Raw genomic sequence first — 13,961 nt, 5'->3', positions numbered from 1 at the left:
CTAAATGCTATTCGAGTTGATTGCCGCCATCGTCGCCGGCATCGCCTTGGCGGGTATCGTCATGGCCCTGCGCCGAATAAGTCGGGGTCTCCTGCCGAAATGGCTCATTCCCGCGGCCGCAGGTATGGGCATTCTCGGCTACGGGGTTTGGAGCGAATACAGCTGGTTTTCCCGCTCGCTCGCCGCACAGCCCGAGGGCGTGATCGTTGCCTGGCACAATGCAGAAAGCGACGCTTGGCGACCATGGACCTATCTCGCGCCCGTCGTTACCCGCTTCACCGCGGTCGACAAGCGCACGGCCCAACGCAACCCGGAATTTGCAGACCAGGTCATTGTCGACCTCCTCTTCGCAGCTCGCTGGCAGTCGAGCGTGCTGATCAAGGTCATCTTCGACTGCGCCGGACACAAGCGCGCCGATCTTGCGGGCAAGAATGTTACGATAGCGCAGAATGGCCATGTCACCGGCGCGAATTGGATAGATCTAGCCGCCGACGATAGCGTTTTGAAGGCGGCGTGCAGCCGACGCTAGGAGGATATCAGGTGCAGATGGGTCTGCGGGGGCGAGTTCTAGTCTTCTTCGCAGCGACAGCCGCGGGATGCCTTTCTGTCCTCGCAGTCGGTCTCTGGATGGGCTATCACCGCAGCGTCGACCCGGCGGTCATCGATGCGCTGTTGCAGATGGGTGTGGCTGCCGGCTTCGGCCTCTTGTCGTTCATTGCGTTGATGTGGCTCATGTTCGACAGACATATCGTGCGACCGATCGAGGATGTCGCCTCAGCGCTACGGGCGCGCACCCACGCAGAGGTGATCGGGGACATAGACACACCGGGCGCCCATCATCTGGGCGACCTGCCCGCCGCCGCCTCGTCGGCCATCGCTTCCCTGACCCAGGCGCGCAGCAACCTCTTCGCAACAGTTACGCGTGAGACGTCGCGACTTCTTGCCGACAAGAGCAAGCTCGAGCAAATGTTGTCCGACGTTGCACCCGCGGTTCTTCTATGTACCGGCCGCCATCATCTCGCATTCTATAACAGCGTCGCTCAGCAATCGCTCTCTACTCCTAAGATACCTGTGTGCCTTGATCGCAGCCTGTTCGACTATCTTGACGACGGTGCGATCCGCCACGCGCACCAGCGTCTGCTCGAAGCCGACATGCCGGACACCATCGTTGAGTTTGTCTGCTCGAACCCATCGGGCAAGCGACGGTTGGCTGGACGCATGCGTCTTGCGGGCGACAATGACGGCGACGCCGGCGCCTATGTAATGACGCTCCGGGATGTAACTGAGGAGCTTGCTGCCTTTGGCAGACGCGATCTGCTGCTCAATGACGTGTTCGCTTGGGCTCGGCGCGCATTTGCTACACTGCAGACATTGTCCGACGCGACAGTGAGCGAGACGTCGAATGCGCCGGCAGGTTCCCGGCAAGAGCTCGATGCACTTGATGGTATGATGGCTGAGCTGGAGACACGGTTTGAGGCCTGCCGAGTCGACGGTTGGCCCATGTCCCTCGTCGACACGCGCGAACTCACTCGGCAGATGCAACGGGAGTTTGCAGCCGAGGGACTTGCACTTGACGTGGAGACCGATGCACTTGCGGCGCGCTGCAATGCCTTCGATATTGTTTCTCTGTTTACTCATCTTGGTCGCCGCGTTGCGGGCCTGCATGGCCCCCGCCAATTCAGGATCGGGATCGCCGAGCAGCACGAGGAAGCGGTTCTGACGCTCGGCTGGTATGGACAGGGCATTGAACGCCATGACCTTGAGGCCTGGCTTTCAGAAGTCTTGCATGACGATGGCCCAACTGCCGAGAAGATATTGCGCGCCCATCGAACCACCGTCTCGCTTGCTGACTCTGAAGGCGGGGCATCGCTCTCTACGCGGTTGCGACCGATCGAGCGGCTCCGGCCGATCGCGATCAACCTGCCGCGCACCGTCACCTATGACTTCGACCTATTGTCCCGCGTCAGCTACGACAGGATACACGATGCGCGGCTCGACGACCTGACATATGTTGTCTTCGACACGGAGACGACGGGCCTTTTGCCCGATCGCGGCGACGAACTGGTGCAGATAGCCGCGGTGCGGATCGTCAACGGCAGGCTGGTCGAGGGAGAATGCTTCGAAACGCTCGTCAACCCGGGGCGCCCGATTCCGCCAACTGCATCGGCAATTCACCGAGTAACAGATGCAATGGTCGTCGATGCGCCGGGTGTGCTGGATGTTGTCGAGCGATTCCACAAGTTCGCGGACAACGCCGTGCTGGTTGCGCACAACGCACCTTTCGACATGGCGTTTCTCTACCGCCGCGAAAAAGAACTCGGCATCCAGTTCGATCATCCAATTCTCGACACTGTGCATCTTTCCGCGATCGTTTTCGGCCAGCAGGAGACGCATACACTCGACGCACTTGCCGGCCGCCTTACGATTTCTTTGTCGCAAGCGGAACGTCACACCGCCATGGGCGACGCAGTCGCCACGGCGCACGCCTTCCTAAAGCTCAAGTCGATATTGATGGGGCGAGGCATTGAGCGGTTCGGTGACCTGCAGGAACAAACGCTGCGTCACCGCCGATTGGTTTCAAACCTCAATGACCGCGCTCTGAAGGAATGAGCCTGTCGGCATCCGCCTGGACCCCACAGAATACGTAGTGCGATACACATCCAATTACGCATTCGTTCGCGTTCCAGGAAACAACAGGTCGACAAAGCGAACGGCCGTGGGTTGCGGTTCGTGATTGGCCAAACCTGGACGCTCGTTGGCCTCGATGAACACATAGTCCGGCTTCGAGGGGTCGCGAACCATAAGATCAATGCCGACTACAGGAATGTCGATAGCGCGAGCAGCCCGGCAAGCAGCATCGATCAAAACGGGGTGCACAGTGTCTGTGACGTCGTGTATCGATCCTCCGGTGTGGAGATTGGCCGCTTTACGAACTGTGATCTCCATCCCTTCCCCCAATACGGTTTCGAGGGAAAGCCCTTGCTCGGCCAGACAGCGCCTTGTCTCTGCATCTATCGGGATCCGGCTCTCTCCCCCTGTGGCAGCCTCGCGACGCCGGGATTGCGTTTCGATCAGGGAGGCGACATCACTGCGCCCATCGCCAACAACGAATGGCGGCCGGCGTATCGCTGCAGCAACCAGCTCGTAATCAATAATCACCAGGCGAAGATCCTGCCCCTCGAAGCACGCTTCAAGCAACACACGGTCACAGACCTGCCGGGCAGTGGCAATTGCCTCATCTACTCCATTCATCGTGGTGACGCCGACCGCGATACCCCTCCCCTGTTCGCCCCTCGCTGGTTTGACCACGACCTTGCTGTGCCGTTGCAGAAAGGCTTCCAAGCGTTTCCTGTCTTCGCCCACCTCGATCTGATCGGGAACCGCCAAGCCCGCGGATGAGACGACACGACGTGCAATGACCTTGTCGTCGCTGATAGACATTGCAACGGCCGACGTAAGTTCCGAAAGACTCTCACGACAGTGTACCGACCGGCCACCATGCGATAGGCGAAAGAACCCACCCTGTGCGTCGGTGATATCGACGTGAATGCCACGCCGGGCCGCTTCGTCCACAATCAGGCGCGCGTATGGATTGAGCGCCTGATAGGACTGATGCGGCATCACGAAGAACTTCTCGTTGATGGCATTTTTCCGTTTGACGGCAAAGAGCTGCATACGCCGGAAGTTGAGCTTCTCGTAGAGCTTTATCGCAAGCGCGTTGTCGTGCATCACTGATAGATCGACATAGGAAAGACCGCGCGCCTGGAAATGTTCGGCCAACTTACAGACAAGTCTCTCGCCAATGCCCGGCTGCCGTGCATGGGGATGCACCGCAAGACACCACAGTGACGCCCCGCGATCCGGATCGTCGAATAATCTTTGATGGTCGATCCCCGTTACCGTGCCGACAATCTCGCCGGACACGTCGTCCTGGGCGACGAAGTAGGTCAAAGACCGGTTGTCCCGTTCGGAAGAAAAGAAGTCGGATCGGATCTGAACCATGCCGCAGGCCGCATAGACCCGATTGACGCCTTCAGCGTCCGCGTCCGTTGCCAGCCTGCGGATCGTGATTGCGCGCGTGCGGCGTGGGTTTGCCCGATAGGTGGTGAGATTCAGTCGGAACGTGTGCGAAGGATCAAGGAAGATTTCTTGCGGCGCTCTTGACAGGAGAACATGCGGATCGCCCACATAAAATGCGATGTCGCGGCTTGAAGGCGCCTCTTTGCGCAGTTCGCGAAGAAGGATCTCGTCATCTGAAAACGTCTGCGCAAAGATCAGCCGCCCCCAGCCGCAATCGAGCACCACGTCCTTTTTCGGCTCGCCCGACGCTCGCGGGCGCCCCACAGGTCGACCGGGGGTCGCATATGTGCTCAGCTGTTTCAGGCGATGCGTTACCGCATTGGTGCCCTTGTTTCGCGGACGATGTAAGACGACCTCCTCCGTTTTTTTCATCTCACACCCCCTGACCCTGAAGCCACATTTCCAGAAGGCCCACTTGCCAAAGCTCGGAGCCGCGCAGCGGCGTTATGTGGTCGGACGGATCATCAAGCAGGTTTTCAAGGTATTCGCCCTGGAAGAATCCACGTTCCCGGGCCTTCTGCGATCGCAGGGCGTCGCGGATCATTTCGAGATATGGCCCTGAGATATGTTTCAACTGCGGCACCGGGAAATAACCCTTCTCTCGATCGATCACCGCGCTTGGAACCACCTGGCGGGCTACGTCCTTCAAAATGCCCTTGCCGTCGTCACGCAGTTTGTGTTCGGGCGGGATGCATGCAGCGAGCTCTACAAGTTCGTGGTCGAGAAAGGGCACACGGGCTTCCAGTCCCCAGGCCATGGTCATGTTGTCGACGCGCTTGACGGGGTCATCGACAAGCATGACGTTGCTGTCGAGGCGAAGAGCTTGATCGACGGGTGTATCTGCACCTTCGCGCCTCAGATGAAGATCCAGAAGTGTACCGCTGGCGTCGTGGTCGGCAAGCCACGAGTTTGCAAGCTGTGTCCGTAGAACCTCATGTGAGCGATCACGAAACGCCTTTGCGTAGTCCGCGACCACATCGTTGGAGCTCGCCAGCGGCTGATACCAGTGATATCCACCGAAGACCTCGTCCGCACCTTGGCCGGACTGTACGACCTTGACGTGTTTCGACACTTCCTTGGCCAGAAGGTAAAAGCCGACATTATCGTAGGAGACCATTGGCTCGGACATGGCGGCAATGGTGCCTGGCAATGCGCTCATAAGGTCGGCAGAGGGCACAAAGATCTTGTGATGGTCCGTCTCGAAATGTCCGGCAATAATGTCCGAGTAGACGAATTCGTCACCCTTCTCGCCGTGGGCCTCTTCGAAACCAACTGAAAAGGTTTTGAGACCCTGCTGGCCGGCTTCGGCAAGCAAACCCACGATCAGGCTGGAATCGACGCCACCCGACAACAGAACGCCAACCGGTACGTCGGCGACCGTCCGGCGCTTTACGGCCAGCCGCAGTGCACCAAGGAGCTGTTCTTGCCATTCCTCGCGCGTCACAGCGGCATCACGCGGCCGACGCCGGTAGGGTGGATCCCAGTATCGTCGGTCTTTGAACGTGCCGTCACGCTCATATACCCGAATGGTTGCCGGCGCTAATTTGCGGACGCCGTTCAAGATGGTTCTTGGGGGTGGCACAACTGCGTGGAAGGTCATGTAATTATGCAGAGCCACAACGTCGATTGATGTATCGACGCCACCTGCTTTGACTATGGCCGGCAGGCTCGAGGCAAAGCGCAATGCGCCGGAAATTTCGGCGGTATAGAGGGGTTTGATCCCGAATCTATCGCGCGCCATAACGACGCGCCCAGTGTCGCGTTCATGGATGACGAAAGCAAACATGCCGTGAAACCGGGATACGCATTCCTCGCCCCAGGCATGCCACGCCTTCAAGATGACTTCCGTGTCGCCGTCTGAGAAAAAAGTGTACCCGCGTACCTCGAGTTCTGACTTGAGCTCACGAAAATTGTAGATGCATCCGTTGAAGACTAGCGATAGCCCGAGATCGGAATCGACCATGGGCTGTTGCGACTTGTCGGATAGGTCCAGAATCCGCAACCGCCGATGCCCGAGCCCGACATTTCCCCGCACCACGACACCTGTTGCATCCGGCCCGCGGGGAGCGAGGACATCTGCCATCGTTGAGACGGCTATGACCGACGGAACTGCGCCATCGAACCTGATTTCTCCGCAAATTCCACACATGAGCTTGGTTGGAACCTCCACTTCTGATTGAAAGACAAGCGTCAGACACTCCGGATTTTGTCGATGTCCTGAGGCGACTGAAACGCAACGCCTGTTGGCGCAAAGATGTTCCGCCTCATTCGATTGCCTCGGATCGCTCGATTACCTCTGCCCGCGCAAGCATGTAGGCCTCGGCGAAAGCCATGTGCTCTGCAGCAATCCGCCGCGAATCGTCAACTCTACCGTCCTTCAATGCGGCCATCAGCCGATATTGGAACGACAGCCCCTCCTCACGCGAGCTCGGTGCCGGGTCGGCATAAATTTGCCGCGCCAGCGGCAGCCCCCGCAACAGGTTGTGCATCAGCCCGCACAGGAAGCCGAGCAGCGGGTTGGGGCACATTTGCGCGAGCTGCGAATGGAAATCGAGTTCCGCCACCCGCTGCCGATACTGCTCTTCGGGATCTCCGGGCGGATGATCGTAGATCCGTATGGTTCCTTCCAGGAGGGCTAGTTGATCCGCGCTCACCCGACCGGCTAGCAGTGCTGCGACTTCCGGCTCGAGTGCTTTGCGGATGGCATAGATATCGGAAAGGCTGGGCTGATCGAAAAAGAAGTGGGTCGATAATAATTCCATGGCGTGCTGGGCGGACGGTGTGGCCACGAATGCTCCACCGCCCGGCCCACTGCGTGTGTAAACCAGACCTTGGGTTTCAAGGGCCTTCATCGCTTCGCGCACGGTTCCCTTCGCCGCCTTGAAGCGATCGATCAGGTCACGCTCTTGTGGCAGGCGGTCGCCGGGCCGAAGCTCTTCCGACCGGATGTAGTCCTTCATGAGTTCGGCGATCGCCTCGGGCCGACGTCTTGTCTTGCCAGCAGGCGTAAAGAGGCGTTTATCCACTTCACCATTGAGGCGCCGTTTTTCGCTGATGTCTGGCATGGTACGTCACTTTCTCCTGATGCGAGGCGCACTCGCGACAAGCCGCTGTGTATAGGCGTGTCCAGGTTCGGCAAACAGACGCGTCGGCGGCGCCGTCTCGACCACTTCGCCGAAGTGCATCACCGCAACGCGATCCGAGATCGCCTCGACCACGGCAAGATCGTGGCTGATAAACAGGTAGGATAGGCGGAACCGGGTCTTGAGGTCACGGAGAAGCAAAAGAACCTGTGCCTGTACGGAGACATCGAGCGCGCTTACCGGCTCGTCGAGCACGATGATTTCGGCTTCCGCGGCAAGTGCTCTGGCAATTGCGATCCGCTGCGCCTGGCCGCCGGAAAACTCGTGCGGAAACCGGGAGAGTGCATCCTTTGGCAATTGGACGGCATCGAGCAGTTCCTTCATCCGCTCGCGTCGCCTTGAAGGTTCATATCCGCACAAAAGCTTGAGTGGCACTTCGAGAATGTCGCGGGTCGACTTTCGCGGGTTGAGCGATGCTATCGGATCCTGAAAGACATACTGGATCACCTTGCCGAAGGCGCGCGGACCTTCCTGACGAAGGACGCGTGCATCCTTGCCGGCGATCAGCATGCTGCCCGAGGTCGGCGTTTCGAGGCCGACGAGCATACGGGCTAACGTACTCTTGCCCGAACCGCTTTCTCCAACGATGGCGAGCGTCTCGCCGCGCGCGACTTCAAGCGAAACGGATTTCACCGCCTTGACCTCGTGGTGCGATCGGCTGAACAGGCTCACTCCGCCTCCAAATGTTTTAGCAAGATCTCGAACCTGGATCGCATAAGTCATAGTGCCTCTTCCTTGTGACCGGGAAAGAGCTTTGCGACCCGATCCAGGAATTGCTTCCCCGTGCCGAGTTCGGGTACGCAGGCGATCAGTCGCTTCGTGTATGCGTGTTTGGGATTGGCGAGGACGTCGCTCGTTTTGCCGGACTCCAAGATTTCACCATCCTTCATCACGGCGACACGGTCGCAAATCTCCGAGACGACGCCGAAATCGTGGGTGATGAATAAGAGAGCCATGCCACGTTCGCGCTGTAACTTGCGCAGAAGCTCCAGGATGCGCGCTTGCACGGTAACGTCGAGGGCTGTTGTCGGTTCATCGGCAATTATGATGTCCGGATCGTTGGCGAGGGCCATTGCAATGCCGATGCGCTGTCGCTGGCCGCCAGACAGTTGGTGAGGATAATGTTTCGCCCGCTCGGACGCGTCCGGAATGCCGACCTTTTCCATAAGGGCGATCGCCATCGCCCGGCGCTTTGAGGGACGAACCGTATGGTGAGCGGCGATCGCTTCCTCCACTTGCCGTCCGACCGCATACATCGGATGCAACGTCGTTAGCGGATCCTGGAAGATATAGGCGACGCGGCTGCCGCGACTTGCGATCACGCGCGTCTCGGGCATGGCGAGCACGTCCTCCTTGTCGAGGTAGATTGCACCATTTCGGATGACGCCGGGCGGAGACGCGACCAGTCCCATGATCGACAGCGCCGTAACGCTCTTGCCTGAACCGCTTTCACCGACGAGGCCGAGACATTCACCGGGCCGTAGACTCAACGAGACACCGCGCACTGCAGGAACGATCTTCCTGCCACGCTGGAAGCCGGTTTCGAGCTCCTCTATCGCCAGGACGGCATCTTCTTGCGACTTGGACGGTGCCACCCGATCGCTGGCAACATCCGTCACGGGACCTGGGCGTGCGAGCGCGCCAGATCTGAGACGCGGATCGAGCACATCACGGATACCGTCGCCAAGCACATTCAGGCTGATGACGATGAGAAAAATCATGACGCCCGGCACAATGGAGACGTGCGGCGCCGTGAAAAGCTGCGCGCGCCCCTCCCCCAGCATGGATCCAAGGTCAGCCTGCGGAGGCTGTGCGCCAAGACCCAGAAAGCTCAGACCTGCAGTTTCAAGGATCATCCAGCCGGCCGTGGTTGACATGGTGATGACGATAACGGGAAGAATGTTCGGCAACACTTCCGTCAAGATCACGGAGAGATGCCCTTTGCCAGAAAGGCGCGCCGCATCGATAAATTCGCGATGGACTTGGCCTCGTGTCACGCCACGCACATTGCGCGCAAAGAATGGAATATTGACGACGGCGATGGCGTAGAGGGCATTCATCAGACCCGGCCCGAGAGCGGCGACGATCGCAAGCGCAAGCAATATATAGGGAAATGCCATCAGCATATCGATGCCGCGCATCATGGTATTGTCCGTGCGCCCTCCGGCATAGCCCGCCACGATGCCGATCGTTGAGCCGACGAACGCAGCGATCAGGGTGGCCGTCATACCGACCACCATTGAAACACGCGTGCCCCACAGCAAACGGCTAAGAATGTCGCGCCCGAGCTGATCGGTGCCAAGGAGATGGCCTGCGGTCAAGATGGGCTTCAATCGCTGAGCAGGCGCGGTTGCGTCGGGATCTGGGAGGGGCAGGACAGGCACTAGAAGGACCAGGACAACAGTGAGCACGAGCAGCGCAAGCCCCATTGTGGCGAGCCGATTGTTCGCGAGCAAATGCCACGAAGTCAGCCGCTGAGATGAGGGCTGCTGGAGCGGCCTTTGTGCAAGTGCGCTCATGTACCAATCCTTGGATCGAGCATCGATTGAAGTACGTCGGCAACCAGATTGAACAAGACATAACTGGCCGCGACGACCAGAACACCGCCCTGAACGAGCAGGATGTCCCTTGTAGAGATCGCTTTGACCAGCATGGCGCCGATGCCGGGCCATTGGAAAACAGTCTCGATGTAAACGGCACCGCCAAGCACGAAGCCTGCTTGAATGCCGATGACGGGAATGATGCCCACGAGCGCCGCGCGAAAGGCGTGACGGTAAACCACGGAGCGTTCGGGCAAGCCCTTTGCCCGGGCGGTTCTAACATAGTCCTGCCGCAGCACCTCCAGCATGGCACCACGTGTCAGTCGGGCAATTACACCTGCGGCAACCACGGAAAGGGTCGTGGCCGGCAGAATCAGATGGAGAAGAAGATCCTCAAGATCTCCGCCGCCGTATACGGCATACATGCCTGACGCCGGGAGGAGACGCCAGTGAACGGCAAAGAGATAAATGAGCAGGAGACCGAGCCAGAATGACGGCATTGAGATTCCGGCCAGGACCAAGAAGGTGATCGTCCGGTCGGCCCATCCGAACTGTCGCACGGCCGAAACCACACCCGCTAACAGACCGATCAGGGAGCAGATAACAAGCGATACACCGGAAAGGATAAGCGTTGCCTGGAACCGTTCCAGCACTTCATCAAGGACCGGGCGGTTGAGGGTGAACGATCGGCCGAAGTCGCCTTGAAGCAAGTTTGCGATCCAGATCAGGTATTGCTGGACCAGCGGCTTGTCGAGCCCGAGATCGCGATTGATACGCTCGACGTTTTCTGGCGTGGCATAAGCGCCGAGAATGGCCGTCGCCGTATCGCCCGGGATCAGCGTCATTATAAAAAAGACGATTATCGATAGACCAAACAAAACAGGTACGACGGCAAGCAACCTTTTTAAGATATAGGCTGTCATCTACAACCTCCGGAACATCTTTGCTTGGCCGCCGGCGTTGGCACGCAGGCGGCGGCTTCGCAGATGAGGACTACTGCTTTGTCACACCATGGAGATTAAGCAGAAAGGAAGGCTGCAGCTTAAAGCTCTGCACTCGCGCGGCGGTAACGGCATTTTGTTTCCAGTTGGCGACGAAAAGCCAGGGCGCATCGTCATGCACGATCGATTGCACTTCGCCATAGAGTTTTGCGCGTTCGGCCTGATCGGTAGATGTGCGGGCCTTTTCCAGAAGTTCGTCCACCTTCGGATTGGAATAGTAGCCCGAGTTGAAGCCGCCCTTGTCCGGCATCGCGTCGGTGCGCAGCGTCAGATAAGGCACCGTGTCCGGATCGTTCGTCATCCAAGCCATCTCCGCCATATCAGCCTTGCCCGCAAGACCTGGATTGACGCGCCCAAGGAAGGTGTTCCACTCGTAGGTTTCGATCTTTACGGTGAAGCCGACAGCCTGAAGATCCGCCTGGATCGCAGCCCCCATGGTGATCGGGTCTAGCATACCGGATCCACCCTCGGTGACGTAGAAAGTGAGCTGCGGACTTTCGACACCCGCCTCGGCAAGCAGAGCCTTGGCCTTCTCGGGATCGTAGGCATAGGGCTTAACCTCGCTTGCTATCCAGTTGAAGGCGGGTGGGATTGGGCCCGCCGCGACAGTTGCGGTTCCCTGCAAGACGTCGTCGACGAGCGTTTCCTTGTTCACCGCGTAATTGGCTGCCTGGCGAACGCGCTTGTCGGCGAAAGCGCCATCCCTTGTATTCAGTATGGCGAACCAGACATGTGGGCCGGCCTGTTCCGCAACGGTGAAATTGGCGTCCTGCCGGAACGTGGCGAGGTTGTCCGGCGGGACTTCCATCATCACGTCGATACCACCGGCCATCATCTCTGCAACACGGGTATTGGCATCGGTGATCGGGCGGAAAACAACAGCTTCCAAATTGGCAGCGCCGCCCCAATAGTCGGGATTGCGTTCGACGATGACACGCTGGTTTGACACCCATTCTACAAACTTGAATGGCCCGGTACCGGACGGGCTGCGGCCATAGGCCTTTTCATGCTCCTCAACCGCTGAGGGCGAGACGATAAGGCCGGTCGGATAGGCCAGATTGGAAAGGAACGGTGCGAAGGCCTCGTTCAACTTGAACTCGACAGTATGCTCGTCGATCGCATTGACGGCTTTGAGCGAGGCAAAATTGAAGGACAGCGGAAACGGGCCGGTGCTGTAGAACGGATGGTCCTTCTTCAGCATACGGTCGAAGTTGAACTTCACTGCCTCCGCATCGAACTGAGATCCATCATGAAACTTTACGCCTTTGCGAAGCTTGAACGTATAGGTCTTTCCGTCCTCGGAGATTATCCAGCTTTCAGCGAGCGCCGGCTCGACTTCCAGCGTGCCATCTTTGAAGCGCACGAGGCCGTCGTAAATGTTGACGAGAATTCGGAAATCGTTGGTTGCCGTGACCGTGTGAGGATCCAGAGACTGGGGTTCGGCGATTTGGCCAACAACGAGAACATTGGGCGGCGTCTGTGCGGCGGCTGGCAACGCGGCAATCGCAACGCATGCAAGGACGGCGGCCATAAAGGCGCTCCGAAACAGCCTCTTCATGGGGAAGATCCTTTCGATTTGGCTTCGTTCTTGAATCCTATTTATACCTAAAGATATTATCTTCGCAATAATTTATCATGATTATATTTCGTCATCGCGCGCTTCCGCCTCAGCGCAAGCGCAAGCGAACCAATGATTCCCTTGGAATGTACGGTATTGCAACACAGGTGGGCGCTTACGACGCTTCTGGTTCGTCGGCGTTAATATGCTGTTCGGCGCGCTCTGCCTTCTGGCGCGTGAAACCGTTGAGGCCGGAAACTTCCTCTGCGTCGCGCTCGATCTGGACCTCGCTTGCCGCATAGTAGACCGCAAGTTTTGCCACAGACATCAGTGCATGCAGGTGTATGCGCTCGTAACCGTGCGATGCATCAACGCCAAAGGTCAAAAGCGCCGTTCGCACATCATGTCCTGCCTCCACGGCTGAGGCGGCATCGGAACGATAAAACCGGAAAACGTCCTTTTGAACGCGGATACCGTGTTCGCCGCAAAGTTCGAACAGTTTCTTCGAGAGATGATAGTCAAAGGGACCTGTCTGGTCTGCCATCGCGAGCGTAACACCAAACTCATCGGAGTTTTGTCCGGGCGCAGTGGTGCCGTTGTCTATGGCAACAAGGGAGGCAATTTCGGGAGCAAGAACCGCCGAAGCGCCAACGCCGACCTCCTCGCCGATCGTGAAAAGCCAATAGGTATCGACCGGAGTTACGACATTTGTCCGTTGCATTGCCTCGAGTGCGGCAAGCATGATCGCGACTCCCGCCTTGTCGTCGAGATGACGCGAGACGATAAAGCCGTTGTCGAGAAATTCCGGCTGCGGATCGACGGCCACGATGTCGCCAACATCTATACCGAGTTGAATGATATCCTTGCGGTCTCGTGCAAGCGCATCGATGCGCAATTCGACATGTGGCCAGCCAGTTGGCTGGGTATCGATCTCCTCATTAAATGTGTGGCCCGACGCTTTCAGCGGAAGGATGGACCCGCGATAGATCCCTCTTCCTGAAAAAATTGAGACGCGGGAACCTTCGGCAAAGCGCGACGACCAATGTCCAACCGGCACGAGTTCCAGTCGACCATTGTCCTTTAGCGCCTTCACTTGCGCGCCGAGTGTATCGAGGTGTGAGACGATGCCTCTCGACGGCCGTTCGGAAAACCCGGGCCGTCTTGCGCGGATTGCGCCGCGGCGGGTCAACTTCACTTCCAGCCCGAGGTGCTCAAGTTCGCGTGCAGTATATCGCACGGCTTCATCGGTAAACCCAGTGGGGCTCGCGATGGCGAGCAGCGCTTTTAGCCGGCTGGTCAGATAGCCCGGGTCAATATCGATCGGTGCCTGCATGCGAGCTTTGTGGCAGTTGAAGGAGCTCTCGTCAACATTGCAAGATCAGGCGGCAGGCGCCGCCCGTGAGCGAGACTTGATTGGTGGCGACGTGGTTCGGAAATGAAAGACGTGGTGCGGATGTAACGATAACGGAGCTAGTTCGGGGTCTTGTGCTGGACGCTCCTTGCGCTGCGTATCTAGTCTTCGGAGCCCAACACGAATACCGCAACGGCAGCCGATCAAAGCGCGCCCGGGTACACATGAACGCGCGTCAAAGCGGCAATGCTGCATTGCACGCATTTCGGCGCGAAATCCGTTTGGCGC

At 58.4% G+C, this 13,961-nt stretch carries 10 protein-coding genes; 2 read left to right on the top strand and 8 right to left on the bottom strand.

Features of this window, described 5'->3' with window-relative positions:
• Nucleotides 1-4 precede the first annotated feature (4 nt).
• Together BLJAPNOD_RS30780 and BLJAPNOD_RS30775 are read left to right on the top strand one after the other, a co-directional pair.
• Complete coding sequence (locus BLJAPNOD_RS30780) at nucleotides 5-529, top strand: hypothetical protein (RefSeq protein ID WP_115422567.1); 525 nt, start codon at nucleotides 5-7, stop codon at nucleotides 527-529.
• A 155-nt stretch (nucleotides 530-684) separates the two neighbouring features.
• Entirely contained in the window at nucleotides 685-2,610 is a 1,926-nt protein-coding gene (locus BLJAPNOD_RS30775; protein WP_158556196.1) for a 3'-5' exonuclease, read from the top strand.
• Between the two features lie 54 nt (nucleotides 2,611-2,664).
• On the opposite strand, the gene ngg is transcribed toward BLJAPNOD_RS30775, so the two are convergent.
• The 8 genes from ngg to BLJAPNOD_RS30735 all read right to left on the bottom strand — a co-directional run bounded on the left by ngg (nucleotide 2,665) and on the right by BLJAPNOD_RS30735 (nucleotide 13,655).
• Complete coding sequence (ngg, locus tag BLJAPNOD_RS30770) at nucleotides 2,665-4,452, bottom strand: N-acetylglutaminylglutamine synthetase (protein WP_115422565.1); 1,788 nt, start codon at nucleotides 4,450-4,452, stop codon at nucleotides 2,665-2,667.
• A 1-nt stretch (nucleotide 4,453) separates the two neighbouring features.
• Nucleotides 4,454-6,229, bottom strand: coding sequence for an N-acetylglutaminylglutamine amidotransferase (locus BLJAPNOD_RS30765; protein WP_115422564.1), 1,776 nt, complete (start codon nucleotides 6,227-6,229; stop codon nucleotides 4,454-4,456).
• Nucleotides 6,230-6,344: 115 nt separating this feature from the next.
• Nucleotides 6,345-7,145, bottom strand: a complete 801-nt coding sequence (locus tag BLJAPNOD_RS30760; RefSeq protein ID WP_115422563.1) for a FadR/GntR family transcriptional regulator — start codon at nucleotides 7,143-7,145, stop codon at nucleotides 6,345-6,347.
• A gap of 6 nt (nucleotides 7,146-7,151) precedes the next feature.
• On the bottom strand, nucleotides 7,152-7,946 hold the full coding sequence (locus BLJAPNOD_RS30755) for an ATP-binding cassette domain-containing protein (protein ID WP_115422562.1): 795 nt from the start codon (nucleotides 7,944-7,946) through the stop codon (nucleotides 7,152-7,154).
• Complete coding sequence (locus BLJAPNOD_RS30750; RefSeq protein ID WP_115422561.1) at nucleotides 7,943-9,742, bottom strand: dipeptide/oligopeptide/nickel ABC transporter permease/ATP-binding protein; 1,800 nt, start codon at nucleotides 9,740-9,742, stop codon at nucleotides 7,943-7,945. Before BLJAPNOD_RS30750 ends, BLJAPNOD_RS30755 begins: the two co-directional genes overlap by 4 nt.
• Nucleotides 9,739-10,686 (bottom strand): ABC transporter permease, encoded by a 948-nt coding sequence (locus tag BLJAPNOD_RS30745; protein WP_115422560.1) that lies wholly within the window; start codon nucleotides 10,684-10,686, stop codon nucleotides 9,739-9,741. The genes BLJAPNOD_RS30750 and BLJAPNOD_RS30745 overlap by 4 nt, the downstream gene beginning before the upstream one ends.
• A 70-nt stretch (nucleotides 10,687-10,756) precedes the next feature.
• Complete coding sequence (locus BLJAPNOD_RS30740) at nucleotides 10,757-12,322, bottom strand: ABC transporter substrate-binding protein (protein WP_115422559.1); 1,566 nt, start codon at nucleotides 12,320-12,322, stop codon at nucleotides 10,757-10,759.
• 175 nt (nucleotides 12,323-12,497) lie between these two features.
• A complete protein-coding gene (locus BLJAPNOD_RS30735) occupies nucleotides 12,498-13,655 on the bottom strand; it encodes an osmoprotectant NAGGN system M42 family peptidase (protein WP_115422558.1) in 1,158 nt (385 codons plus the stop codon).
• Between the last annotated feature and the right edge of the window lie 306 nt (nucleotides 13,656-13,961).

The sequence above is a fragment of the Ensifer sp. M14 genome (assembly GCF_003355565.1).
Taxonomy (GTDB): Bacteria; Pseudomonadota; Alphaproteobacteria; order Rhizobiales; family Rhizobiaceae; genus Ensifer.
This window is presented reverse-complemented; position numbering and strand designations above follow the sequence as displayed.

Bases quoted from the DNA above. Each gene is read 5' to 3' on its own strand.
- ngg (WP_115422565.1), bottom strand. From the start codon at position 4,452: ATGAAAAAAACGGAGGAGGTCGTCTTACATCGTCCGCGAAACAAGGGC.
- BLJAPNOD_RS30740 (WP_115422559.1), bottom strand. From the start codon at position 12,322: ATGAAGAGGCTGTTTCGGAGCGCCTTTATGGCCGCCGTCCTTGCATGC.
- BLJAPNOD_RS30780 (WP_115422567.1), top strand. From the start codon at position 5: ATGCTATTCGAGTTGATTGCCGCCATCGTCGCCGGCATCGCCTTGGCG.
- BLJAPNOD_RS30755 (WP_115422562.1), bottom strand. From the start codon at position 7,946: ATGACTTATGCGATCCAGGTTCGAGATCTTGCTAAAACATTTGGAGGC.
- BLJAPNOD_RS30765 (WP_115422564.1), bottom strand. From the start codon at position 6,229: ATGTGTGGAATTTGCGGAGAAATCAGGTTCGATGGCGCAGTTCCGTCG.
- BLJAPNOD_RS30760 (WP_115422563.1), bottom strand. From the start codon at position 7,145: ATGCCAGACATCAGCGAAAAACGGCGCCTCAATGGTGAAGTGGATAAA.
- BLJAPNOD_RS30750 (WP_115422561.1), bottom strand. From the start codon at position 9,742: ATGAGCGCACTTGCACAAAGGCCGCTCCAGCAGCCCTCATCTCAGCGG.
- BLJAPNOD_RS30745 (WP_115422560.1), bottom strand. From the start codon at position 10,686: ATGACAGCCTATATCTTAAAAAGGTTGCTTGCCGTCGTACCTGTTTTG.
- BLJAPNOD_RS30735 (WP_115422558.1), bottom strand. From the start codon at position 13,655: ATGCAGGCACCGATCGATATTGACCCGGGCTATCTGACCAGCCGGCTA.